Below are 23810 nucleotides of genomic sequence, written 5' to 3'. Positions count from 1 at the left end.
AAAACTCAGCCAGCAATGCCAACTGAGTTTTTCTGTTTATTTCTTAGACTTCCAAAAGTTCTTTTTCCTTGTTGGCAGTCATATCGTCGATGTGTTTCACAGCATCGTCTGTTACTTTTTGAATATCTTTTTCAAGGGTCTTCAATTCATCTTCAGTGATTTCTTTTGCTTTTTCTTGTTTCTTAGCTTCGTCCATAGCATCACGACGGATGTTACGAATAGCTACTTTGGCATTTTCACCGACCTTCTTCACTTCTTTAGCAAGGTCACGACGAGTTTCTTCTGTAAGGGCAGGGATAACCAAGCGGATCACAGAACCATCATTAGCTGGTGTGATACCAAGATCAGAAGCGTTCAAGGCGCGTTCGATGTCTTTCAATGAAGACTTGTCAAATGGCGTTACTAACAAAACACGCGCTTCTGGAATAGTGATAGAAGCGATTTGATTAAGAGGTGTTTCGACACCATAGTATTCAACAGTAATACGGTCAAGCAAGCTTGCATTAGCACGACCTGCACGGATACCTCCAAATTCACGAGCAAGTGAGTGGTGAGACTGAGTCATTCTCTCTTTCGCTTTTTCAATAATTGCGTTAGCCATAATCTTTCTTATTCCTTTTCTTCGATATTATTTGAAACTGTTGTTCCGATATTTTCACCAAATACGACACGTTTGATGTTACCTGGTTGGTTCATATTGAAGACAACCAAGTCAATGTCGTTATCCATTGAGAGGGTTGAAGCTGTTGAGTCCATGATACGAAGACCTTTGTTGATAACATCACGGTGAGTCAATTCTTCAAACTTAACGGCTGTCTTATCTTTCTTAGGATCGGCATTGTAAACACCATCTACGCCATTTTTAGCCATCAGAATGGCATCTGCTTCGATTTCAGCTGCACGAAGAGCCGCTGTTGTATCTGTTGAGAAGTAAGGTGAACCAATTCCGGCACCAAAGATAACGATACGGCCTTTTTCAAGATGACGAAGGGCACGTCCACGTACATAAGGTTCTGCAACTTGTTGCATCGCAATGGCTGTTTGCACTCGCGTATCAACACCAACTTGTTGCAATGAATCTGCCATCACAAGAGCATTCATAACGGTCCCGAGCATTCCAGTGTAATCTGCCTGAACACGGTCCATTCCTGCTTCTGCAGCAGGTTCACCACGCCAGAGATTTCCTCCACCAATAACAAGGGCAATTTCGATACCTAAGCTATGAACTTCTTCAATCTCTTTTGCGATTGTTTGAACTGTTTGGATATCAATCCCTACGCCACGTTCACCGGCAAGGGCTTCACCTGATAACTTGATTAAAATACGTTTATACTTGGGATTCGCCATTTTTACTCTCCTTTTTTTATCCTACCTATTTTATCACAATTTCTAAGATTTTTATAGTATCATGAGCAATTCTTTGAAAAAAATTAGACAGTTAAAAATTCCTCTAAGTCAGTAAGGGCACGCTCTGCAATTTTTTCATAACGAGCCTTTTTATCACGGATACGCTCGCCTTCCAATTCCTTGATAATCCCAAAATTGACATTCATGGGTTGGAAATGTTTACTGTCCGCATGGGTGATGTAATGCGCCAGACTTCCAATCGCTGTGGTCTCTGGGAAGATAGCTTCACTTTCACCCTTGAAGAGTCGAGCCGCGTTAATACCCGCAACTAAGCCTGAAGCTGCTGACTCAACATAGCCTTCCACACCCGTCATTTGACCTGCAAAGAAGAGGTTTGGCTGTTTCTTAGAACGGTAAGTCTGTTCAAGGAGATTGGGTGAATCCATGTAAGAATTGCGGTGCATGACCCCGTAACGGACAAACTCAGCATTTTCAAGACCCGGGATCATTTGGAAAACACGCTTTTGCTCCCCCCATTTGAGATGGGTCTGAAATCCAACGATATTGTAGAGACTACCAGCCGCATTATCCTGACGAAGCTGGACGACCGCATAAGGTGTTTTAAATTCTCCATCACGAGGGCCTGTGTAGTCCTCTGGGTACTCCAGACCAACTGGTTTCATAGGACCATAGAGCATGGTTTTAATGCCACGCTTAGCCATGACTTCGATAGGCATACAACCTTCAAAGTACTTTTCTTTTTCAAAAGAATTCAGCGGTGCTTCCTCGGCATTGACCAAGGCTTCATGGAAATCCATAAACTCTTGCTTGGTCATAGGCGCGTTGAGATAGGCCGCTTCTCCCTTATCGTATCGAGATTTGAGGTAGACCTTATTCATATCAATGGTGCTGACATCGATGATTGGCGCTGCTGCATCGTAGAAATAGAATCCATCCCCATCATTAAGAGCATGAATCTTTTCAGCTAAGGCATCACTGGTCAAAGGACCAGTAGCGACAACTGTAATAACATCTGTTGGCAATTCTGTAATTTCATCACGAACCACCTCAATCAAGGGGTGATTGGCTACTTTCTCAGTCACCATCTGTGAGAAACCATCGCGGTCCACCGCAAGCGCACCACCTGCAGGAACACGGGTTGCTTCGGCTGATTCTAAGATGACAGAACCCAAGCGACGCATTTCTTCCTTGAGGAGCCCAACCGCATTAGTCAGGGCATCGCCACGAAGAGAATTGGAACAAACCAACTCAGCAAAATCGTCTGTTTTGTGCTGGGGTGTTGACTTAACACCACGCATTTCATAAAGTTTAACTGGAATACCACGTTCTGCAATTTGATAAGCAGCTTCAGACCCTGCCAAACCTGCTCCGATAACATTGATATAAGATTGAGACACGACACTAATACCTCTTTGGGTGAAACATCAGTCCATATCCAAACAAGCCCCTGGATTGTTTGACACCCACAAATCTTTCTTAATTTTCTTTTACTAGTATAACAAAAAAAGGGAAGAAGGCAAACTTCCCTGTTTAGTCATTTTCTTAATTTTCTTCCCAGTCGTGGTAGGCAGCGTAGAGTTGGCTTTTATTCCACTGGTAGAGTTTCGCAACTTCCTTAATGGCTTGATTTTTCTTCATGCCTTGCTGGATACGAGATTGGATTTCTGAAAACAAGTCCTCCTCGTCCTTTTCCTCCACATCCTGACTGGCACCTTCAACGATGAGAAGGCATTCGCCCTTGAGTGGCGTTTCAGCGATGCTTTCTAGTAGCTCTGAAATCTTTCCTCGTTGGTATTCTTCATAGATTTTAGTCAATTCCCTGACCAAGACTACCGAGCGGTCACCGTAAACTGCTAGCATATTTTCTAACGTATCCGCTACACGGTGGGGCGATTCATAGAAAATCTGAGTTTCTGGATAATCTTTTTTCAAGTCGAAAAATTGCTTTTGCTGGCCTGATTTTCTCGGTAAGAATCCGTAAAAGATATGTGGCTGTGGCGCTAAACCACTGGCAATCAGGGCAGAAATCCCTGCAGAGGCACCCGGAACTGTGACAACTGCAATCTCTTCCTCGATGACTGCCTTGACCAAATCATGCCCAGGGTCCGAGATACTAGGCAGACCCGCGTCAGAAACCTGAGCAATACTTTGCCCCGCCTTCAGAAAACCAATCAAATCAGGAATTTTTTCCTTGGCATTGTGCTCATGAAAACTAATCTGCTTGGTCGAAATATCAAAATGCTTGAGCAAAAGTCCTGTATTGCGCGTGTCCTCAGCCGCAATCCAGTCCACTTCTTTTAGAGTCTGGATGGCACGAAAGGTCATGTCATCTAGATTGCCAATCGGCGTTGCTACTAGGTAAAGCTTGCCATAGGGAGATTGTCCCTTAAAACTTTTTTGAATCTGCATGCTTACTCCCTATATAACAACTCGTCACAGAACATACATTCTTCGTCCTGCTCTCGGCGTTGTCCATAAAAATCATTACATACGTGAAACCCGTCTTTATAGATTCGGCGGACGCTTTCACGAACGTGCTTGGCCTTAACGGGGGTATCTGCTTCCACCTCGCCCAGGCGTTCGCGCAACTTAGAATTTTCCAAGCGAAGAGCTGTATTTTCCTCTACCAGGCTCTTGAGATTTTTCTTGATGGCTTCTACATCGGCCAAGGTCACCAATAACTGTTGAGAAAAATCGTCTAGCGCGTCAAATAATTCTTTTTTGTCCATAAACCAGCCCTTTCCTTTCTTTATCCTTCATTTTGAGTTTATATTTCTTTCAAGACCAGGTATTCCATGGCGTTTTGAAAGCTAACATTGGCTTGCCACATTTTTCTAGCTTCTAGCAAATCTTGTAAAATCTGTCGAATCCTTGCTTGTAAGAGGTCCTGTCCACATAGCACTTCGAGGATTCGCAAAACCTGATCCTGTTTTTCCTTGTCATCTGCCAAGCTAGCTAATTTAGCAACCTGAAGATAACTTTCTTTTTTCTTGGCTAATAACCAAGTCAGCATGCGCTCACTTTCATCCACCAAGGTCCAAAAACTTGCCTGGTTTGCCAACTTTTCAGCTTCAGCTCGTGATTGACAAAACTGGGCTAATAGGGTCGCCTTTTTCTTGACCAGACCTGTTTGTTCTAATTGATGGATGAGCCTTTCTTCTTGCTTTTTAAAATGGAAAATCTGCGTCCGACTTCGAATGGTTGGCAAAATCTTTTCCTCATCGCTAGTTAAGAAGAAAATGTAAACTTCACTCTGGGGTTCTTCGATAACCTTGAGCAGAGAGTTGGCTGCGTTGGGATGCATTTTCTCCGCCTGCTCGATAATAAAGACCTGTTGCTGGCTTTCAATCCCTGCTTGGGAAAACTGACCCACCAATTCTCGAATCCGTTCTGTCTTGATGACCTGATTGACTGGCTTAATCAAGGTGACATCAGGAAATTCTTCCTGTTCAATCAGCTTGCAGTTTCGGCATTTCTCACATGGTAAAACGCCTACCTTATCCCTACAAAAGAGGCTCTTAGCTAAAAACTGTGCCATTTCCAAACTTCCAAAGAAACCTGAAAAAAGATAGGCATGATTGAGCTGGTCTTGTTCTAGAATACGGACAAAGCGGTCAAACTGTTCTGGTTGCCAAGCCTTTAGTTGTTCTTGTTTCATTTTGCCAATCCCATTCTCTCAAACAAGACAACCTTGGTAGCTTCCACAACTTCCTCCAAAGGAAGACTGGCATCAATCTTGGCAATACGACTTCCTTCTTTTTCCAGAAGAGAGAGGTAGCCTTGACGGACTTTTTTGTGCAAGTCCAAACCTTCCAAGTCCAAACGATTGACCTCGCGATCACTATTAGCAGCAATGCGAGCCAATCCTTCTTCCACCTCGATGTCAAAATAGAGGGTCAAATCGGGTTTGAGGCCATCTGTCGCAAAGTGATTGAGCCAGTCAATGGCGTCAATATCCAAGTCACGACCAAATCCCTGATAGGCAACTGAACTATCGATGAAGCGGTCCATAATGACCAACTTACCAGCTTCAAGTGCTGGAAGAACTTTTTCCACCAAGTGCTGCCTGCGACTGGCGATATAGAGAAGAAGCTCTGTTTTAGGATCCATCTGAGTATGACTTGGATCTAAAATCACTTCCCGAATCTTCTCTCCAATCAAGACTCCACCTGGCTCACGGGTCGTCAGCACCTCTACTCCTTTTTCCTCTAAAATTGGGAGAAGAGCCTCTAAAACACTGGTTTTTCCTGCTCCCTCTGGTCCCTCAAGAGAGACTAAAAATCCTTTTGACATGTCTAACTCATTTCTTTTTTTCTACCTTCTATTCTATCAAAAAAATAGGTTTTTGTGACAATCTTTTTGCGTCTTCTCCATTCATTCGACCATAAAAGAGGCTGGGAGTCATCCAACCTCTTATTTACCTAGTTCTTGTGTTCGTTTATAGGCTTGATGAACTGCGTCCATGACTGTGCCTCTAAAGGCATGTTCTTCCAGACTTGCTACACCCGCGATAGTCGAACCTCCTGGGCTGCAAACTTGATCTTTCAAGACCCCAGGATGCTCTTGACTTTCGAGGACCATTTGTCCAGCGCCTACTACTGTTTGGGCTGCCATTTTCAAGGCCCTTTCTCTTGACAATCCTGTCTGCACACCTGCATCTGCCAAAGCCTCGATAAAGAGGTAGACAAAAGCTGGTCCACATCCTGCAAGACCTGTCGCAGCATCAATTAAGCCATCCCCAAGTTCAACCAAGAGACCAGCCTTGACTAGAAGCTGACAAAAGAGTTCCCTGTCCTCAGCACGACAATTTGCTGACATGGCATAACTAATCACTCCTTGGCCGATAGCCACTGGAGTATTGGGCATGATGCGAATGATTCGGTGATGGGTCGGCAGAAATTTGGACAGTTTTTCCAAAGTCAATCCAGCTGCCATGGAAATCAAAAGAAGACTTTCTCTCTTTTCAAGGATGGCCTGATATTGAGCAAGCAGTTCAGAAAACTGAGCAGGCTTAACTCCTAGAAAAATCACATCTGCTTCTGCAAAAATTTCTTCATTGCTAGAAGCCTGACCGCCAAAGTTGGCGATGAAAGCATCTACTTTTGCTTGACTACGATTGGCAAGGAGAATCTGTTGACCAGTCTTGGCCTGCCAGACAGCCTTGGCCAAACTAGCACCCATATTTCCCAAACCGATAAATCCAATCTTCATCTCTTACTCCCTTATCTGTCCGTCACCAGTAACCACATACTTGTAGCTGGTCAACTCTTTCAAGCCCATTGGCCCACGCGCGTGCAGTTTCTGAGTAGAAATCCCCATCTCACATCCAAGACCAAACTGGCCTCCATCAGTGAAACGCGTTGAAGCATTGACATAAACCGCTGCTGAGTCCACTTGATCTGTAAAGTAAGCTGCAGCTTCAGCATTTTCAGTCACAATGGCATCCGAATGATGGGTACTGTGGGCTTCAATATGCGCAACCGCTTCTTCTAAACTGCTCACAACCTTAACAGTGAGAACATAGTCTAAAAACTCTGTGTCAAAGTCTTGGGCCTCAGCTGCTCGACCTGAAAGAAACTGACTTGTTTTCTCATCCAAGCGGAATTGAATTGGTTCCAACCCAGCTTCTTTTCGATTCTCAACCAGAACTTGCTCCAAGCGAGGAAGGAAGCTTGCTGCCTTGTCTTCATGAACAAGTAGAACCTCCATGGCATTGCAGACAGAAGGACGACTGGTTTTAGCATTGTTGATGATAGATAAAGCCTTGTCTTCGTCTGCGTCCTTATCCACATAGACATGGACAATCCCAGTTCCTGTCTCAATAACAGGCACGATAGCATTTTCAACCACAGCATTAATCAAACCAGCTCCTCCACGAGGAATGAGGAGGTCTAGATAGCCCTTGGCCTTCATCATGGCATAGCTACTTTCTCGGCTGGTATCTTCCACCAGTTGAATCACATCTGGATTTATGGTAGTCGTCTCCAAACCTTTCTTCAAGGCTGTGACAATAGCATGAGCTGTTTGGTAGGCGTCCTTACCACTACGAAGAACGACCGCATTCCCACTTTTAAGAGCCAAAGCAGCCGCGTCAGACGTCACATTTGGACGGCTTTCATAGATAATACCAATAACCCCCATGGCCACACGTTTCTTGGTAATAACCAAGCCATTTTCAAGCTGACTTGTTTCTAGGACTTCACCAATAGGATCTGGCAAAACAACCACTTCACGAATCCCTCTTGCCATCGCTTCTATACGTCCTTCATCCAAATAAAGACGGTCTAGCATAACATCTGAGATTTTCCCCTTGGCCGCTTCCATATCGAGGGCATTTGCCACCAAAATCTCCTCAGTAGCTGCCAATAAATGATCTGCCATGGCCAGCAAGGCTTGGTTTTTCACTGCTTCACTGGCAGTATTGATTGATTTTTTAACAGCCTGTACCTGTTCAAATTGTTCTTGTGTACTTACCATCGTTCACCTCTAAAATTCTGTAAAGAGCAGCTGGATTTCAGGAGTGATGGAAATCCAGTCATCACGGTGAATCAAGACTCCCTTAGCTTTTTGAGAACGGAGCATATCTTCTAGAGCTGAGACGCCAAATTGGACACGTCCCTTTCCAAGAGATTGATCTGTTTCTTTATCTGCTACTGTTACAATATCGTGGTAAGAGAAGTTTCCTTCCACTTCTACCACACCCGATAAAAGGAGACTTTTCCCGTTTTTTGAAAGTGCCTCTGCAGCTCCACCATCTACCCAAATCGTTCCCTGACTTTGAGCATAGAAGGCCAGCCATTGTTTCTGGGTACGGAGACCTTTCTCTTGAGCAACAAAGTAGGAACCATCCTTGGTCTCCTCAGCCGCCTCAATCATGGCACCTGCCTTCAAGGATGAGCAGATATAAACAGGAACTCCTGACTCTGTCGCAATAGTAGCTGCTTTGATTTTAGTCAACATCCCACCTGTACCATTAGACGAACCAGCTCCACCAGCCATATCAATAATCTCACGATTGATAGTCTCAATTTTCTCCAAGCGTTTGGCTGTTGGATCTGAATTAGGATTTCCTGTATAAAGACCGTCTACGTCTGTCAAGAGGACTAAAAGGTCAGCTTGGACCATGGCTGCTACCTGAGCACTCAGAGTGTCATTGTCCCCAACCTTGAGCTCATCAATAACAACACTATCATTCTCATTAATGATAGGAATCGCCCCACGGCTAAGTAGAACTGACAAAGCTTGATGGGCATTTTTATAACGGCGCTTATCCACAAAGTCATCCTGGGTCAGCAATATTTGTGCAGAAACGATTTGGCGCAAGAGAAGATTAGTGGTATATTCTTCCAACAAAAGCCCTTGTCCTACCGCTGCTGAAGCCTGTTTATCAGCAATCTTAGTCGGACGCTTTTTAAATCCTAAAGCTCCAAAGCCGGCCGCTACTGCCCCAGACGAAACCAAAATCAACTCATGCCCAGCTTCATGCAACATAGCTAATTGTTGGGTAATTACCTTTACTTTACTTCTTGATAAACTTCCGTCTTCATTTGTCAAGGACGAAGTCCCCACCTTAAAGACGATTCGTTTGTAGTTCATATTCTCACTCCGATTCTTCATATTTATCCATTATAACATGAATGCTTTAAAATAGAAAAGACTTGAAATAAAAAAGGTCGAGACAAGGCATCTCAACTCTTTTATCTACTCTCAGTTTGACGCAATCTTTCCAGCGTTTCTTTAAAAATCTCTGGAATATCTGCTGTGAACTCCAAGGTTTCACCTGTTCTCGGATGGGTAAAGCCTAGAGTCTTAGCATGGAGGAATTGTCCATGTCCTTTCAGGGTTTTACGAGGACCATAGACCTCATCCCCAGCGACTGGATGGCCAATATAAGCCATATGAACACGGATTTGGTGGGTACGCCCTGTTTCCAGTTGCAACTCCACTAAGCTATAATCTCCAAAGCGTTCCAAGACGTGAAAGCGTGTTACGGCAGGCTTTCCTTTAGCAGTCACAGCCTGTTTCTTACGGTCTTTTTCACTACGGCCAATTGGCGCTTCAATCACACCACGATCATTGGGAAGATTGCCATGAACAATCGCCCAGTATTTGCGGAGAGACTTCTTGTCCTTGAGTTCTTGGGCAAGTGCCAAGTGGGCCTCATCATTTTTAGCAATCATGAGCAGACCAGACGTGTCCTTGTCAATGCGGTGGACGATGCCTGGGCGAAGAATCCCATTGATACCTGACAAGTCCTTGATATGGTACATGAGGGCATTGACCAAGGTTCCACTGGTATGGCCAGCGCTGGGATGAACCACCATCCCTTGAGGTTTGTTAACAACGGCTACATCCTCATCTTGGTAGATAATATCTAGTGGAAGATTTTCAGCCACATACTCTAAAACCTCTGGTTCTGGCACATGGTAAGTGATCACATCCCCCTCTTGGACCGTATATTTTGCTTTCTTGATTTGGCCATTGACCAAAACTTGTCCTGCTTTGATTTGTTCATTCGCGAGACTGCGTGACAATTCTGTCAGATCCGACAGAGCCTTGTCTAGACGTTGCCCACCAGTTTCAATTTTTATTTCCATTTACTTCCTCTTTAAGCATTGCAATCAATAAAACAATGACACCAACTGTCAAATAACTATCAGCCACATTGAAAATCGCAAAGTTGATAAAGTCTAGGTGAAACATATCCACCACAAAACCTTGACTCATTCTGTCGATAAAGTTGCCCAGTCCTCCCGCGATTATCAGGGTCAGTCCAAAAACTAAACAGAGAGAATCTTCCATGTGTTTATGTAGATACCAAATGGCACCTACCATGACGACCAGTGTAATGACAGCAAATAACCACTGCTGGTCTTGCAGCATGGAGAAGGCTGCCCCTCTATTTTGCAGGTAGGTCAAGCTAACGAGATTGGGTATCCAAGACCGGAACTCTCCCAAAGGTATCTGTTGGACAACATAGGCTTTAACCCACTGATCCAGTGCAATCAAGAGCAGTACAATCACTGCCACTATTCCTCTTTTTTTCATGATTTCCTCTTCTGATCAAAATATTCTTGCATAACCTCAACGAATAGTGTCCCAGCTTGACTAAGCTCCACTTCTTCTCGTTTGACATAAACCATGCGATTATCTAAATTATCCTTGAGACGAATAACTGTAATGCCATTAACACTATCACTATCCAAAAATCCAGACCCAGTCGCATAGGCATCCGTTCGCTCTAAAATACCGTTTAAAGTAGCACGGTCCGTCACATTGAACATCTGGGAGCTCGCACTGGTATCGACAAAGTTCTCTGAATAGTAAAGGTACTCGTCCTTTTCCTGAGTAAAGCGAACTGTTGGTAAATCAGCTAAATCCTCCATGACCAGTTCTTCTTTTTTCGCCAAGGAATGTCCTTCACGCAGATAGATGTGAGTATGAAAACGAATCAACTCAATGACTTCGAGACCTAACTTTTCAATCCGTTGCATAATACCTTTTTTATTTTGATTGTTGAGGTAGATAATCCCAATCTCACTGTGCCCCTGAGCTACTTCATCTAGGATTTGAACTGTAGTGGACTCAAAAATACGGAAGTTTTTGTAGTCAGGATAGCGCTCTGAAAAAGCCGTAATCGTCGGTGGCAAGAAGTCATAGTGCTGGCTAGCAATAGAGAATTCATCCTTTTCTTCTTCAGGATTGGCATACTGATTTTGAAAAACATCAAATCCCTTGACCAATTCCTGCGCTTTCTCATAAAATTCCATACCTCGACGGGTCAAGAAAGTCCCCGAACTCGTCCGACGGAAAATCTTAAAGCCTAACTCTTTTTCCAAATCGCGCACAGAAATAGATAGACTTGGCTGACTAACATACATCTTTTCAGCAGCTTCACGGAAAGTACCACTATTGGCAATAGCCACAACATAGCGTAATTGTTGAATGTTCATCTTTTACCCCCAACTTCTCTATCTGTTCATTATACCATATTTCAGAATTTTTCCAAAAAAGAAAAAAGTGTCCATCGCAAGTTTAAATCTAACTATTCTCTATTAAATTCAAAATGGGTATCAAAACAAAAAAAGGCTCTCCGAAAACTCGGAAAGCCTTATTTAATGCTACTTCTAGCTTCCTCGCCTTTTCATTTTAAGGCTCGGGATAAAAAGGTTCACTGGACCTTTTTATTTTGCGATTGGGTAAACAGAAACTTGTTTTTTATCGCGTCCTTTACGTTCAAAGCGTACTACGCCTTCAACTTTAGCGAACAAAGTATCGTCTCCACCACGTCCAACGTTTACACCTGGATAGATGTGCGTACCACGTTGACGGTAAAGGATTGATCCACCTGTTACAGTTTGTCCGTCAGCTGCTTTAGCTCCAAGACGTTTTGCTTGTGAATCGCGTCCGTTTGATGTAGAACCTCCACCTTTTTTGTGGGCGAAAAGTTGCAAGTTGTTAAGAGTCATTTTTAACATAATGTTTTCCTCCGTGTTAGTTTTCTGTGATAACTCTGGTTTGGACGAACTCAGAAGAGTTCTCCGATAAGTTTGCCATACCTAAGAAAAATGATTCGAAGAATAACTGGGTCATTTCTCTCTGGTGCGAAGGAAGATCCGCTGGTATTTCAACCTTTAGATAGCCACCTTCATCTTCGTTTAATTCTAAGATTGGTTCATAGCCTGCAAATTTCTCAATGGAATTGATAAAGTTAATGGCAAGCGTAGAAACCGATGCACACACGACATCTAAGCCGTATTCGCCACTTTCGGCGTGTCCAGTAATTTCCGCACTCCTCAGCTCGCCATCTTCGGCTCTCTCAAAGACTGCTTGTATCATGTGTTCTCCTTAAAAATTAAGCGTTGATCGCGTTGATGACAACTTTTGTATATGGTTGACGGTGACCTTGTTTGCGGTGGCTACCTTTTTTAGGTTTGTACTTGTAAGTAACAACTTTCTTTTGTTTTCCTTGTTTTTCAACAGTTCCAACTACAGTAGCTCCAGCAACAAGTGGAGTTCCGACAACAGTGTTTTCACCACCAACAAGAACAACTTCGTTAAAAGTAACTTCTTGACCAGCTTCAACGTTCAATTTTTCAACGTAAACTGCTTGACCAACTTCAACTTTAACTTGTTTTCCGCCAGTTTTGATAATTGCGTATGTGCTCATTATGCACCTCCTATGATTTTTAGGGTTTCCCCGTATTTTTGTGAAGACTCGCCTAGCATCGTGGGACGAACCACTTAAAAGAAGAGCTCTAAGTATAACAAAGTTTAAATTTTGTATACGATGAGCAACGATGTTCGTGCGGTTGCACAGGACTGTGCATAGTCAACTCTTCAATTATAGCATATCTTCTTTTTTCTTACAAGTAAAATCAATTAAAATTAAGTTTTTTCTCTCCTTTTTTTCTCCAAGAAGCAAAAAGCATACTGAAGTAAAAGATACTCATCATAAGAGGAACACCTAGAATTGTCCTCTCCTGATAGTAAATCGTCAAATAAGCTGAAAAAACAACTCCGAAGACAAAACTGCTAAGCAAGCTAACAAAAATCAAGCCCTCTCGTAGGAAAGGCGTATGCTTGGTCCGAAAATAATCTCCAAAAGCCAACATGGTTCGTTTGATATTCCCGGTCATAAAAGCATTATTATAGGCAATCCCTGATACTTCTCCAAAAGCAGTTGTCACCAGTCCCATACAGAAGGCCAATGGCGGTACTAGATAGATATTCTCTACAGTTTGTGGCACAAACCCTATAATTAGGGACAGGACTGCAAGTGGAATTACGGACAAAATTGGCTTTTTAACAATTCTCAATTTTTCCTTATAAACAGTTAATAAAAGGACCCCCATCATAAAGGCTAGCAAGGTCATTACTTTGGCACTGGCATCTGACACATTGTGTTGAATGAGTCCTACTGATAGAAAAACCACATTCCCAGTTTGGCCTGCTACTAGGGTATTCCCTCGCACGATAAAGGTATAGGCATCTACATATCCTGCACAAAAAGTCAAAAAAAGCGCTAGCCTCTTAGACTGACGTGATATTTTTCTTATTGGCAATAATCTCATTTTCTCCCCCTTTTCATTTCATCTACTTATCTAAATATTGTACCACTTTCTCCAAGAAATGCGTAGTCCATTTGAAAATTTTTACCCTCTGTTGGATAGTCCTTCTTTTCTATGTTATAATGAAGGAAGAATTTAAAGTCGGAAAAGGAGTATCTATGCTTAAATTAGGTGTCATCGGAACAGGAGCTATCAGCCATCATTTCATAGAAGCAGCCCATGCTAGCGGAGAATACCAGCTGGTCGCAATCTATTCTAGAAAACTAGAAACTGCCGCAGTCTTTGCTTCCCGCTATCAAAATGTCCAACTCTTTGATCAATTAGAAGACTTCTTTAAGTCTTCCTTTGATGTAGTCTATATCGCCAGTCCAAACTCCTTTCATTTTGTACAAGCCAAGGCTGCCTTGTCTTTTGGTAAGCACGTCATTCTTGAAAAGCCAGCTGTCACTCAGCCACAAGAATGGCTGGATTTGAGGCAAACAGCTGAGAAAAATCACTGTTTTATCTTTGAAGCAGCTCGTAATTACCACGAAGAAGCTTTTACCACTATCAAAAACTTTTTAGCAGACAAGCAAGTGCTGGGAGCAGATTTCAACTATGCCAAGTATTCTTCCAAAATGCCTGACTTGTTGGCTGGACAGACACCCAATGTCTTTTCAGACCGTTTTGCTGGTGGAGCTCTTATGGACTTGGGGATTTATCCTCTCTACGCTGCCGTTCGCCTTTTTGGAAAGGCTCAAGACGCGACCTATCAGGCTCAACAGCTTGACAATAGCATTGACCTAAATGGAGACGGTACCCTCTTCTACCCTGACTTTCAAGTTCATATCAAGGCAGGAAAAAACATTACTTCCAATCTTCCTTGCGAAATCTACACAACAGATGGAACCTTGACTCTCAACACGATTGAGCATGTCCGCTCAGCTATTTTTACCGACCACCAAGGAAATCAAGTCCAGCTCCCTATCCAACAAGCTCCTCATACGATGGCTGAGGAAGCAGTTGCATTTGCACACATGATCCAGCAACCAGACCAGACACTTTACCAGAACTGGCTGGATGATGCAGGTTCTGTTCATGACCTATTGTATACCATGCGCCAGACTGCTGGCATTAGATTTGAGGGAGAAAAATGAAAACCAAACTACCTACTGAATGGCAAGAACTAAGTAACCGACTTGGTTTCCAAGAATTCACACCCATTCAAACTCAACTATTTGAGCCCATTCTTGCTGGAGAAAACCTTCTAGGAGTGAGCCCAACAGGAACTGGTAAGACCCTAGCTTACCTCCTACCGAGTCTTCTCAGACTACAAAAGAAAAAAGCCCAGCAACTCTTGATTCTAGCACCAAATACAGAACTTGCTGGACAGATTTTTGATGTATGTAAAACGTGGTCAGAGGCTATCGGCTTGACTGCTCAGCTCTTCTTATCAGGTTCGAGTCAGAAACGCCAGATTGAACGCCTAAAAAAAGGGCCAGAAATTCTGATTGGAACTCCTGGCCGTATCTTTGAGTTGATTAAATTGAAAAAAATCAAGATGATGAATGTAGAAACCATCATTCTGGATGAATTTGACCAATTGCTCGATGATTCTCAGATTCACTTTGTAGAGAAAATCACTCACTACGCACCTCATGACCACCAACTCATCTACATGAGTGCGACGACCAAGTTTGACCAAGAAAAGATTGCTCCAAACACGCGCACCATCGACCTTTCTGACCAAAAGTTAGACAACATTCAACACTTCTACATGCAGGTAGACAAACGTCATCGAGTGGATATGCTACGAAAGCTAGCTCATGTAGAGGATTTCCGTGGTCTGGTCTTCTTTAACAGCCTCTCAGACCTTGGAAACGCAGAGGAAAAACTACAGTATCGGGATATCTTAGCTGTTTCTCTCGCTAGCGATGTCAATGTCAAGTTTAGAAAAGTTATCTTGGAAAAGTTTAAGGACAAGCAGCTAACCTTGCTCCTTGCAACTGACCTTCTGGCTCGTGGAATTGATATCGATAGTCTAGAATGTGTCGTAAACTTTGATATTCCTAGAGATATCGAAACTTACACTCACCGAGCTGGCCGTACAGGTCGCATGGGCAAAGAGGGCTATGTTATCACTCTCGTAACCCATCCTGAAGAACTTAAAAAACTCAAGAAATTCGCAAGTGTACGTGAAATTGTCCTAAAAAACCAAGAACTCTATATCAAATAAGGTTGGCCCTCGCCAACCTTTTTCTTATCCCCAAGTAATTTCCAGTTGATAGCTAGCAAAGGGATGTCCCTCTTGGTTTTGTAGTTGATAGGCTAGTTCAATCTTTTGACCATCTAGTTTGTAGTGACTCGTTTGAATGATAAACTCCTGCATCCCCATAGGTGTGGGAATATAGGCTAAACTATCAGTATCCTTTAGAAATCTCATAATGGTCTTGGGACTCGAGAAACGGGTCATCACCAGTTCTTCTTGATGAAACTTGAGTACCACTTTTTCTTTTTCCTCATTATAAAAGAGTAAATAGCCATAATCTCCTTTTTCATGTACTTCCACGTCATAGAGTTGATCAATGACTTCCAACTGTTCATCAAACTGAATCGTATTTCGCATCCGAATTTTCACATCAAGTCCTCTTTCTTGTCTCTTGTCCTACTATTTTACCAAAAAGAGCAGGATTTTGCTATAATGGTCATATGAACGAAAAAGTATTCCGTGACCCAGTTCACAACTATATCCATGTTAATAATCAGGTCATCTATGACTTGATCAATACAAAAGAATTTCAGCGTTTGCGCCGTATCAAGCAACTGGGAACTTCCAGTTATACCTTCCACGGTGGGGAGCACAGTCGCTTTTCCCACTGCCTCGGGGTCTATGAGATTGCACGTCGTATCACGGAGATTTTTGAAGAAAAATATCCTGAAGAATGGGATCCTACTGAGTCTCTTTTGACCATGACCGCTGCTCTCCTACATGACCTAGGACACGGTGCCTATTCACATACCTTTGAACATCTCTTTGATACAGACCACGAAGCCATCACTCAGGAAATTATCCAAAGTCCTGAGACAGAGATTCACCAAGTCTTGCTACAAGTGGCGCCAGATTTCCCAGAAAAGGTAGCCAGTGTCATCGACCATACCTATCCTAACAAGCAGGTCGTTCAGCTCATTTCTAGTCAAATTGATGCAGACCGCATGGACTATCTCTTGCGCGACTCTTATTTTACAGGAGCATCTTATGGGGAATTTGACCTGACTCGAATCCTCCGAGTCATTCGTCCTATCGAAAATGGTATCGCCTTTCAGCGCAATGGCATGCATGCCATCGAAGACTACGTACTCAGTCGTTACCAGATGTATATGCAGGTTTATTTCCACCCAGCAACACGTGCTATGGAAGTTCTCCTTCAAAATCTCCTCAAACGTGCCAAGGAACTCTACCCTAAGGACAAGGACTTCTTTGCACGCACCTCTCCACATCTCCTCCCTTTTTTCGAGAAGAAAGTCACTCTCGCTGACTATCTGGCTCTTGATGATGGCGTGATGAATACCTACTTCCAGCTCTGGATGACCAGTCCTGACAAGATTCTCGCTGACTTGTCGCAACGCTTTGTCAACCGCAAGGTCTTTAAATCCATCACCTTTTCCCAAGAAGACCAAGACCAACTCGCAAGCATGAGACAACTGGTTGAAGAAATCGGTTTTGATCCAGACTACTACACTGCTATTCATAAGAACTTTGACCTCCCTTATGATATCTATCGTCCCGAATCTGAAAATCCACGGACTCAGATTGAGATTATACAAAAAAATGGGGAGCTGGCAGAACTCTCTAGCCTGTCTCCTATCGTCCAATCCCTTTCTGGTAGCCGCCACGGAGATAATCGTTTCTATTTCCCAAAAGAAATGTTAGATCAAAACAGCATCTTCGCAAGTATCACCCAGCAATTTTTACACTTGATTGAGAACGATCATTTTACCCCAAATAAGAACGAATAGAGGAACTATATGAGTATTAAACTAATCGCCGTCGATATTGATGGTACCTTAGTCAACAGTAAGAAGGAAATCACTCCTGAAGTCTTTTCTGCCATCCAAGATGCCAAACAAGCTGGTGTCAAAATCGTGATTGCAACGGGTCGTCCCATTGCAGGTGTTGCCAAACTTCTGGACGACTTAAAGTTGAGAGACGAGGGTGACTATGTAGTAACCTTCAACGGTGGCCTTGTCCAAGAAACTGCTACTGGACATGAGATTATCAGCGAATCCTTGACTTATGAGGATTATCTGGATATGGAATTTCTCAGTCGCAAGCTCGGTGTCCACATGCACGCTATTACCAAGGATGGTATCTACACTGCCAATCGCAATATCGGAAAATACACGGTGCACGAATCAACCCTCGTCAGCATGCCTATCTTCTATCGTACACCTGAAGAAATGGCGGGCAAAGAAATCGTCAAATGTATGTTCATCGATGAACCAGCAATTCTCGATACTGCGATTAAAAAAATCCCAGCAGAATTTTACGAATGCTACTCTATCAACAAATCTGCTCCTTTCTACCTCGAACTCCTTAAAAAGAATGTGGACAAGGGTTCAGCCATCACTCACTTAGCTGAAAAACTAGGATTGACCAAAGATGAAACTATGGCTATCGGGGATGAAGAAAATGACCGTGCCATGCTCGAAGTCGTTGGAAACCCCGTTGTTATGGAAAATGGAAATCCAGAACTCAAAAAAATTGCCAAATACATCACCAAAACAAACGATGAATCCGGCGTTGCCCATGCTATCCGAACGTGGGTATTGTAGAAAGGTAAGAATAGATAAAACCCGCTCAGCAGAGCGGGTTTTGATATCTAATTACTGCCCCCCATCGATAACGAAGTAACCACTCTTAGCGTCATCTGAATAAACATCATCAACTACCTTAGTAGACCATGTCTTCACTTCGTTTCCACTCTTAGCCTCTACTACAATATCTCCACGACATCCATAGGGAATATAAAAGTGCAAGAAACGTCCCTTATCTTCAGTTTTAGATACAGTTCTTTCCTCAGCTAAGAAGTTAGTATTTTGCTTTTCTCCATTTAAACTAACTGTCCATTCGATTTCGCTAGTACTAGGCAGATCTAATACTTTAATATTTACTTCGTATCCATTATTAATCTTACTGACTTTCCCATTCTCGTATCGAATACCGCCCTTGATAACCCATTCTTCTTTAAGCTCAAATGCCTTTCCTGAATGAGGGAAAGCTAGTAAAGCTAAACCTGCTAGAGACAAACTAAATAGTGTAATTTTTTTGATACTTTCATTTTATTTCCTCCTTATTTCTTGAATAAAACAAATTGACTGTTATCTGGATAAACTTCAATATGCTGTTTAGAATTTTGTTTCAAAACTTGTTCACGAGAGTATGTATACAATTCATTTAACGTGATTCTGTGATTATAATTTTGATCTGCTGCTAAATATGCTTGTGAATTCTGTAGAGGATTCCATCCTGAACCTAAAGACCAATATTTAGTCGCTAAACTTAATGATCCACCACTAGAATATTCCGAACCTCTTGATGAGCATAATACTAAAAATTTAGAGCTTATTAAACTTATCAAGCGTAATGCCTTTGGTTTTCGGAACTTTGAAAACTTTAAGAAACGAATTTTCATCGCTCTGAATATAAAAATGGAGAGAAGGACGATCGTCCTCTCCAGATGTTAGCTTTTTTCAACCCACTGCAGTTGACAAACATACTAAGATTAGTAGTGAAGAAATTTCCGACGGGAGAGAGTATTCACTACTTTTTCTTTATGTTAAAGTAGTGGCGTCTTGTAAAGTCGTAGGGCTCTATGGCGCTAGACGTCGCTTGACAAACTGGCAAAACACCTTGTTTTAGGTGGAGTTTGATCAAAGTATGTGGGACGCTAAACGTCGCGTATTGAAAATAAAATCACTAAAACATGGAATTATTCAAGACAAAAGAGGTAATGTCATGCGTGCAGTATTTGGAATTGATGTCAGCAAAACAAGTTCTGAGGTGGCAATTTTAGTCAACGGTGAGAAGGTTCATGGCTACACCATACTCAATGATGCCTTTGGTTTCAATCGCCTATTGGGCGACTTGAAAACAGTTCATAACCCTGAGATTATATTTGAGGCCACAGGCGTCTATTCTCGACGTCTTCAGGCCTTTCTTGAGGAATGCGGTTACGCTTATACACGGCTAAATCCACTGGAAGCTAAGAAGCAATTAGACAGTCTGCGAGTTCGTAAAACAGATAAAATTGACGCTGAAAAGTTGGCTAAATCTCAGCTTGTGCACAATCGTAAACCAACTTACGTTCAGGAAGAAGTTTATCAACACCTGCGTGATTTAAGCCGTTTCTATCAAAATATGACTGAAGATCTTGTTCGAGCTAAAAACCGTCTGCACAAGGTTCTACAAGTCACCTTTCCTGAATTGGAAAATCTCTTATCTACACCAACTGGATAGCAATATTGGAACTTAGTGATGGCTTTTCCATGTAAAGAGTTTGTATTAAGCCTATCTCAAAGTGACTTGTATGAGATTATCCGTCAATCAACCTCCAAACGCATCTCTGAAAAGCGTATTGCTTACCTGACTGATAAACTTATAAAACTCGCTAAACAATCTTTTTGTGCGGTCAAGAAAATCTCCCAAATGCTTGAAGAGGTTCGTTACTATGCTCAAGAATTGCTTCGTCTTTCTGAACGCAGACAAGTTGTCTTAAACGACATGGTAGCTCTAGCTCAGCCTTTACCAGAGTATGACATCTTACGGTCAATTCCTGGCATCGCAGAAACCACAGCGACATCTATCATTGGCGAATTAGGAGATATTCGGCGCTTTCAGTCTACTAATCAAATCAACGCTTTTATTGGCATTGACCTAAGACACTATGAATCTGGGAACTTTCTCGCTAAGGAACACATCACTAAACGAGGTAATCCCTATGCCAGAAAAATCTTGTTCAAGTGCATTCACAACATCGCTTCAGCTAGTCATACCAATCCCTGTCATATCGCTGACTTTTATGAGAATCGAAAAAGACAATCGACAATAGCTTCAACTAAGCCACATACGATTGCCTCTATACATCGTCTCATCAGAACAATGTATTACCTCATTACGCATAACAAACTTTACGATTATTCTTTGACCCAAAATCGATAAGGCTGTCTATGCCGTATTATTGTAACACCTTGTTTTAAAAAATACCAGATGAGGTGTTTTTTAGCATGCCCTTTTATAGATCAAAAAGTGTTAAAAATAAGACAGTAACCTCAGAATAGCTACTGTCTTATCTCTTTTTTTAATTAAAGCCTTGATAGACTTGACAAATGGTAGAAAATAAGCGATATCTGATTTCTTCCAAAGCCATAATAACAAAGGGACAAGCAAGTAAATAGAGCCAATCATCAAGTCCAATTGGGGCTGTGTTAAATAGCGTGTGGAAGAGCGGTAGATAAGATAGGATAATAAAGAGAACAATTTCTAGAACAATTCCTAAGCTAATAATCCTATTAGCAAAAAGTTTAACTTGGAATATAGAGCCCCTACCCTTACGACTATTCATGGCCATACCAATCTGAGTAAAGATAATCGCTCCCAAAGTCATGGTGGTTGCCTCTCGATAGAGGGGACCTGAGCTAGCCAGATGGTTCAAATTTCCTTGATTTACCCAATAATTAAGGAAGAAAGCACCCATAGCCAAGGTTGCTTCAATCAATCCATACCAGACAAAAGCTTTAAGCAATAGTTGGCGATTAAGTAAGCGGTCCGATAAACGTCTTGGTGGCTTGTCCATCACTCCTTCTTCAGGTGGTTCAACCCCCAATCCCAAAGCAGGTACCATATCTGTTCCTAAGTCAATAGCTAGGATTTGCATAACGGTTAAAGGAAGAGGAATGCGCCCCAAAGAGAACAAGAAGAAGGCAGATGGTACAGCTTCCGGTGTATTGGAATTAAAAATATAGGTCAGGAATTTTTGAATATTTCGATAAACGGCACGTCCCTCTTCAACAGCATGGACAATAGAAGCAAAGTGATCATCCGTTAAAATCATATCGGCAGATTCCTTGGCGACGTCAGTTCCGGATATTCCCATAGCTACCCCGATATCAGCCTTTTTCAGAGCAGGGGCATCATTTACTCCATCACCAGTAACAGCAACAACTTCACCAAGTTCCTGAAGTGCATTGACTACACGATATTTTTGTTCAGGGGCTACACGGGCAAAAACAATCTCACCTTTAAGCGCTTCTTTAAGTTGATCGTCATCCATGTCAGCCAGTTCAAGTCCTGAAACAACACGCGCATCATCACCCTGCACAATTCCGATTTTCTTGGCAATACTAAGAGCCGTCAAGCCATAGTCACCTGTAACCATGATAATACGAATATTAGCTCGGTGACATTTTGCAATAGCTTCACGTACACCCTGACGTGGGGGATCACTCATGGCAACAAGACCCAGAAAAACCATATTTTCTTCCAAAGTCTGCATATCCCACTTATCTTCTCCAATATGATCACTTTCTAAGGGTCTATAAGCCACAGCTAAAACACGCAAGCCGTCACGAGCAAATTTATCGTTAGCAGCAAGAATAGCCTGACGTTCTGCAGCAGTCATAGATTTGATTGCCCCTTGACCATCATAATAGTCTGAGCAAAGTTCCATCACTTCTTTAGGCGCACCCTTAGTGATGGAAATATGGTGACTGCCATCTAGACCTTTTTCGAGACTATGTACCGTTGTCATTCGTTTACGATCAGAATCAAAGGGAATTTCTTTGATACGAGGAGCCCAAGCGTGATTTTCATTTAAATTAATCCCTGCTTTTTCGGCTAAAACATTAAGACAAGCCTCAGTCGGATCACCTAAAATCGTATAATTGGGATTATCAGCACTAGGTTCCACAACCTGTGCATTACTAGCCAAATGAGAAAAGCGAACCAAACGATTCACGAGGTCATTCTCCTTCAGAGAAACAGGGCGGCCATCCTTCTCAATATGCCCTTCTGGTGCATAACCTAGTCCAGTTACCTCATAATTACCTGACAAGGTCCATAAATGATTAACTGTCATGGCGTTTTGAGTTAGGGTCCCTGTTTTATCTGAGCAAATAACAGAGGTCGCTCCAAGAGTCTCAACCGAAGACAACTTCTTAACCAAAGCATGATCCTTAGCCATGCGCTGAACGGCCATGGCTAGAGATAGGGTAACCGTGGGAAGAAGCCCCTCAGGAATAAAGGCAACAATCATACCCAGGGCAAAGATAAAGGCTTGAGACAAAGGTTGGTGAACAAATAGGGTTGCTGCAACCACAAAGAAGAGACCAACAGAGACTGCAATTACTGAAATTTGCTTGGTCAAATGATCTAATTCTTTCTGAAGAGGGCTTTTTTCCTGAGTAAGGTTTTGTGTCAAATCTGCAATTTGTCCAAACTCTGTTTCCATTCCGATAGCAGATACTATAAAACACCCAGACCCAGAAGAAACTGTAGTTCCAGCAAACACCATATTGTCATATTCTAACTCGGTTTTTTCAGGATCTAAATCCGCTTGGTCTGACTTGTAAATAGGGTTAGACTCACCAGTAAGAGCAGACTGATTAACCCGCAAATCTGTCACGGCAATCAAGCGTCCATCTGCAGAAATACGGTCTCCTTCTTCAATGAAAACCAAGTCCCCTGGCACCAAGTCCTGAGCAAGAATCTTATCTTCCTTCCCATCCCGAAGAACCCGTGTGTAAGATGGAAGAAGCTTATTAAGGGCTGCCGTAGCCTGACTTGCTCTATATTCTTGAATAAAACTAAAGAGACCATTAATAATGTTGACCAACCAGATAGCAATCCCCAACTCTAGACTATGAGAAAGCATAGCGATAAAGCCACCAACCCACAATAAGAGGGCCATGAGACTGGTAAAATGTCTGACAAAAGTCAACCAAATAGGTTCTTGTTTACTCTCCTTTAATTGGTTAGGCCCGTAAGTCGCCTGCCTTTTCTGGACTTCTTGTGAGTTTAAGCCTTGAGGACTTGTTTGCAACACCTGATAAACCTGATCAGGGGCACAGGTCCCTAATTTAGCACCTTTCTGACTAGAATTACTCATAATCCTTTCCTCGATTCTAAATCATTAAAACGATTTTATATTTTCGCCCCTATTATACTCCTTTTTCAGAAAAGGTAAAAGAAAAGGGCTCTATAATTTCTGTAGTGGGTAAAACCACCATAGGGATTATGGAGCCTATTTTGCTGTAGAAAACATACTAAGATTAGTAGTGAAGAAATTTCCGACGGGAGAGAGTATTCACTACTTTTTCTTTATGTTAAAGTAGTGG

The 23810-nt window shown here is 42.4% G+C and carries 23 protein-coding genes, 4 pseudogenes and 1 other annotated feature; of the genes and pseudogenes, 7 read left to right on the top strand and 20 right to left on the bottom strand.

Annotated features, from left to right (window positions below; genetic code table 11):
* Positions 1-43 precede the first annotated feature (43 nt).
* The 13 genes from frr to I2H52_RS01740 form a co-directional block, all read right to left on the bottom strand.
* Positions 44-601, bottom strand: a complete 558-nt coding sequence (gene frr / locus I2H52_RS01800; protein WP_084854005.1) for a ribosome recycling factor — start codon at positions 599-601, stop codon at positions 44-46.
* An 8-nt stretch (positions 602-609) separates the two neighbouring features.
* Positions 610-1347 (bottom strand): UMP kinase, encoded by a 738-nt coding sequence (gene pyrH, locus I2H52_RS01795; RefSeq protein WP_031222472.1) that lies wholly within the window; start codon positions 1345-1347, stop codon positions 610-612.
* Positions 1348-1430: 83 nt separating this feature from the next.
* Entirely contained in the window at positions 1431-2765 is a 1335-nt protein-coding gene (trmFO, locus tag I2H52_RS01790) for a methylenetetrahydrofolate--tRNA-(uracil(54)-C(5))-methyltransferase (FADH(2)-oxidizing) TrmFO (RefSeq protein ID WP_195593934.1), read from the bottom strand.
* A gap of 145 nt (positions 2766-2910) precedes the next feature.
* The gene (gene rsmI / locus I2H52_RS01785) at positions 2911-3777 is read right to left on the bottom strand and encodes a 16S rRNA (cytidine(1402)-2'-O)-methyltransferase (protein WP_195593931.1); all 867 of its coding nucleotides are present in this window, start codon (positions 3775-3777) and stop codon (positions 2911-2913) included.
* A gap of 2 nt (positions 3778-3779) precedes the next feature.
* Positions 3780-4097 (bottom strand): DNA replication initiation control protein YabA, encoded by a 318-nt coding sequence (yabA, locus tag I2H52_RS01780; protein ID WP_000358229.1) that lies wholly within the window; start codon positions 4095-4097, stop codon positions 3780-3782.
* Between the two features lie 38 nt (positions 4098-4135).
* The gene (locus I2H52_RS01775) at positions 4136-5026 is read right to left on the bottom strand and encodes a DNA polymerase III subunit delta' (protein WP_195593928.1); all 891 of its coding nucleotides are present in this window, start codon (positions 5024-5026) and stop codon (positions 4136-4138) included.
* The gene (gene tmk, locus I2H52_RS01770) at positions 5023-5661 is read right to left on the bottom strand and encodes a dTMP kinase (protein ID WP_195593926.1); all 639 of its coding nucleotides are present in this window, start codon (positions 5659-5661) and stop codon (positions 5023-5025) included. Before tmk ends, I2H52_RS01775 begins: the two co-directional genes overlap by 4 nt.
* 120 nt (positions 5662-5781) lie before the next feature.
* A complete protein-coding gene (gene proC, locus I2H52_RS01765; RefSeq protein ID WP_195593923.1) occupies positions 5782-6579 on the bottom strand; it encodes a pyrroline-5-carboxylate reductase in 798 nt (265 codons plus the stop codon).
* Between the two features lie 3 nt (positions 6580-6582).
* A complete protein-coding gene (locus tag I2H52_RS01760) occupies positions 6583-7845 on the bottom strand; it encodes a glutamate-5-semialdehyde dehydrogenase (RefSeq protein ID WP_195593920.1) in 1263 nt (420 codons plus the stop codon).
* 9 nt (positions 7846-7854) lie between these two features.
* A complete protein-coding gene (gene proB / locus I2H52_RS01755) occupies positions 7855-8964 on the bottom strand; it encodes a glutamate 5-kinase (RefSeq protein WP_229104473.1) in 1110 nt (369 codons plus the stop codon).
* 101 nt (positions 8965-9065) lie between these two features.
* Entirely contained in the window at positions 9066-9965 is a 900-nt protein-coding gene (locus I2H52_RS01750; RefSeq protein WP_195593914.1) for an RluA family pseudouridine synthase, read from the bottom strand.
* Positions 9949-10416 (bottom strand): signal peptidase II, encoded by a 468-nt coding sequence (lspA, locus tag I2H52_RS01745; protein WP_084939077.1) that lies wholly within the window; start codon positions 10414-10416, stop codon positions 9949-9951. The genes I2H52_RS01750 and lspA overlap by 17 nt, the downstream gene beginning before the upstream one ends.
* Positions 10413-11321: a LysR family transcriptional regulator gene (locus tag I2H52_RS01740; protein ID WP_084939076.1), complete on the bottom strand. Its 909-nt coding sequence runs from the start codon at positions 11319-11321 to the stop codon at positions 10413-10415. Before I2H52_RS01740 ends, lspA begins: the two co-directional genes overlap by 4 nt.
* On the opposite strand from I2H52_RS01740, the pseudogene I2H52_RS09680 reads away from it, so the two are divergent.
* A pseudogene (locus I2H52_RS09680) lies at positions 11314-11409 on the top strand (AraC family transcriptional regulator); the annotation flags it as partial. The gene I2H52_RS01740 and the pseudogene I2H52_RS09680 overlap by 8 nt on opposite strands.
* 143 nt (positions 11410-11552) lie before the next feature.
* Here I2H52_RS09680 and rpmA read toward each other — a convergent pair.
* The 4 genes from rpmA to I2H52_RS01720 all read right to left on the bottom strand — a co-directional run bounded on the left by rpmA (position 11553) and on the right by I2H52_RS01720 (position 13442).
* Positions 11553-11846 carry a 50S ribosomal protein L27 gene (gene rpmA, locus I2H52_RS01735; RefSeq protein WP_000916509.1) on the bottom strand — a complete coding sequence of 98 codons (294 nt, stop codon included), beginning with the start codon at positions 11844-11846 and terminating at the stop codon, positions 11553-11555.
* 16 nt (positions 11847-11862) lie between these two features.
* Positions 11863-12207 carry a ribosomal-processing cysteine protease Prp gene (locus tag I2H52_RS01730; RefSeq protein WP_000613697.1) on the bottom strand — a complete coding sequence of 115 codons (345 nt, stop codon included), beginning with the start codon at positions 12205-12207 and terminating at the stop codon, positions 11863-11865.
* 16 nt (positions 12208-12223) lie between these two features.
* Positions 12224-12538: a 50S ribosomal protein L21 gene (gene rplU, locus I2H52_RS01725; protein WP_000109141.1), complete on the bottom strand. Its 315-nt coding sequence runs from the start codon at positions 12536-12538 to the stop codon at positions 12224-12226.
* A 34-nt stretch (positions 12539-12572) separates the two neighbouring features.
* Positions 12573-12692, bottom strand: a sequence feature (ribosomal protein L21 leader region).
* Between the two features lie 54 nt (positions 12693-12746).
* Complete coding sequence (locus tag I2H52_RS01720) at positions 12747-13442, bottom strand: YoaK family protein (RefSeq protein ID WP_084939075.1); 696 nt, start codon at positions 13440-13442, stop codon at positions 12747-12749.
* Between the two features lie 155 nt (positions 13443-13597).
* On the opposite strand from I2H52_RS01720, the gene I2H52_RS01715 reads away from it, so the two are divergent.
* Together I2H52_RS01715 and I2H52_RS01710 are read left to right on the top strand one after the other, a co-directional pair.
* Complete coding sequence (locus I2H52_RS01715) at positions 13598-14575, top strand: Gfo/Idh/MocA family protein (RefSeq protein WP_084939074.1); 978 nt, start codon at positions 13598-13600, stop codon at positions 14573-14575.
* On the top strand, positions 14572-15654 hold the full coding sequence (locus tag I2H52_RS01710; RefSeq protein WP_195593911.1) for a DEAD/DEAH box helicase: 1083 nt from the start codon (positions 14572-14574) through the stop codon (positions 15652-15654). Before I2H52_RS01715 ends, I2H52_RS01710 begins: the two co-directional genes overlap by 4 nt.
* A gap of 24 nt (positions 15655-15678) precedes the next feature.
* Here I2H52_RS01710 and I2H52_RS01705 read toward each other — a convergent pair whose 3' ends face one another.
* Positions 15679-16056, bottom strand: coding sequence for a DUF1934 domain-containing protein (locus I2H52_RS01705; RefSeq protein ID WP_084939072.1), 378 nt, complete (start codon positions 16054-16056; stop codon positions 15679-15681).
* 71 nt (positions 16057-16127) lie between these two features.
* On the opposite strand from I2H52_RS01705, the gene I2H52_RS01700 reads away from it, so the two are divergent.
* Together I2H52_RS01700 and yidA are read left to right on the top strand one after the other, a co-directional pair.
* Positions 16128-17435, top strand: coding sequence for an HD domain-containing protein (locus I2H52_RS01700; protein WP_195593909.1), 1308 nt, complete (start codon positions 16128-16130; stop codon positions 17433-17435).
* A gap of 9 nt (positions 17436-17444) precedes the next feature.
* Positions 17445-18251: a sugar-phosphatase gene (gene yidA, locus I2H52_RS01695; protein ID WP_195593906.1), complete on the top strand. Its 807-nt coding sequence runs from the start codon at positions 17445-17447 to the stop codon at positions 18249-18251.
* 54 nt (positions 18252-18305) lie between these two features.
* On the opposite strand, the pseudogene I2H52_RS01690 reads toward yidA, so the two are convergent.
* Positions 18306-18749 (bottom strand): annotated as a pseudogene (locus tag I2H52_RS01690) (N-acetylmuramoyl-L-alanine amidase family protein); the annotation flags it as partial.
* Positions 18750-19040: 291 nt separating this feature from the next.
* On the opposite strand from I2H52_RS01690, the pseudogene I2H52_RS01685 reads away from it, so the two are divergent.
* Together I2H52_RS01685 and I2H52_RS01680 are read left to right on the top strand one after the other, a co-directional pair.
* A pseudogene (locus tag I2H52_RS01685) lies at positions 19041-19163 on the top strand (transposase); the annotation flags it as partial.
* Positions 19164-19434: 271 nt separating this feature from the next.
* Positions 19435-20637, top strand: a pseudogene (locus tag I2H52_RS01680) (IS110 family transposase).
* Positions 20638-20776: 139 nt separating this feature from the next.
* Here the strand turns inward: I2H52_RS01680 and I2H52_RS01675 are convergent.
* Complete coding sequence (locus tag I2H52_RS01675; RefSeq protein ID WP_195593903.1) at positions 20777-23581, bottom strand: cation-translocating P-type ATPase; 2805 nt, start codon at positions 23579-23581, stop codon at positions 20777-20779.
* Positions 23582-23810 lie beyond the last annotated feature (229 nt).

The organism is Streptococcus oralis, assembly GCF_015561235.1.
GTDB classification, from domain to species: Bacteria; Bacillota; Bacilli; order Lactobacillales; family Streptococcaceae; genus Streptococcus; species Streptococcus oralis_BK.
This window is presented reverse-complemented; position numbering and strand designations above follow the sequence as displayed.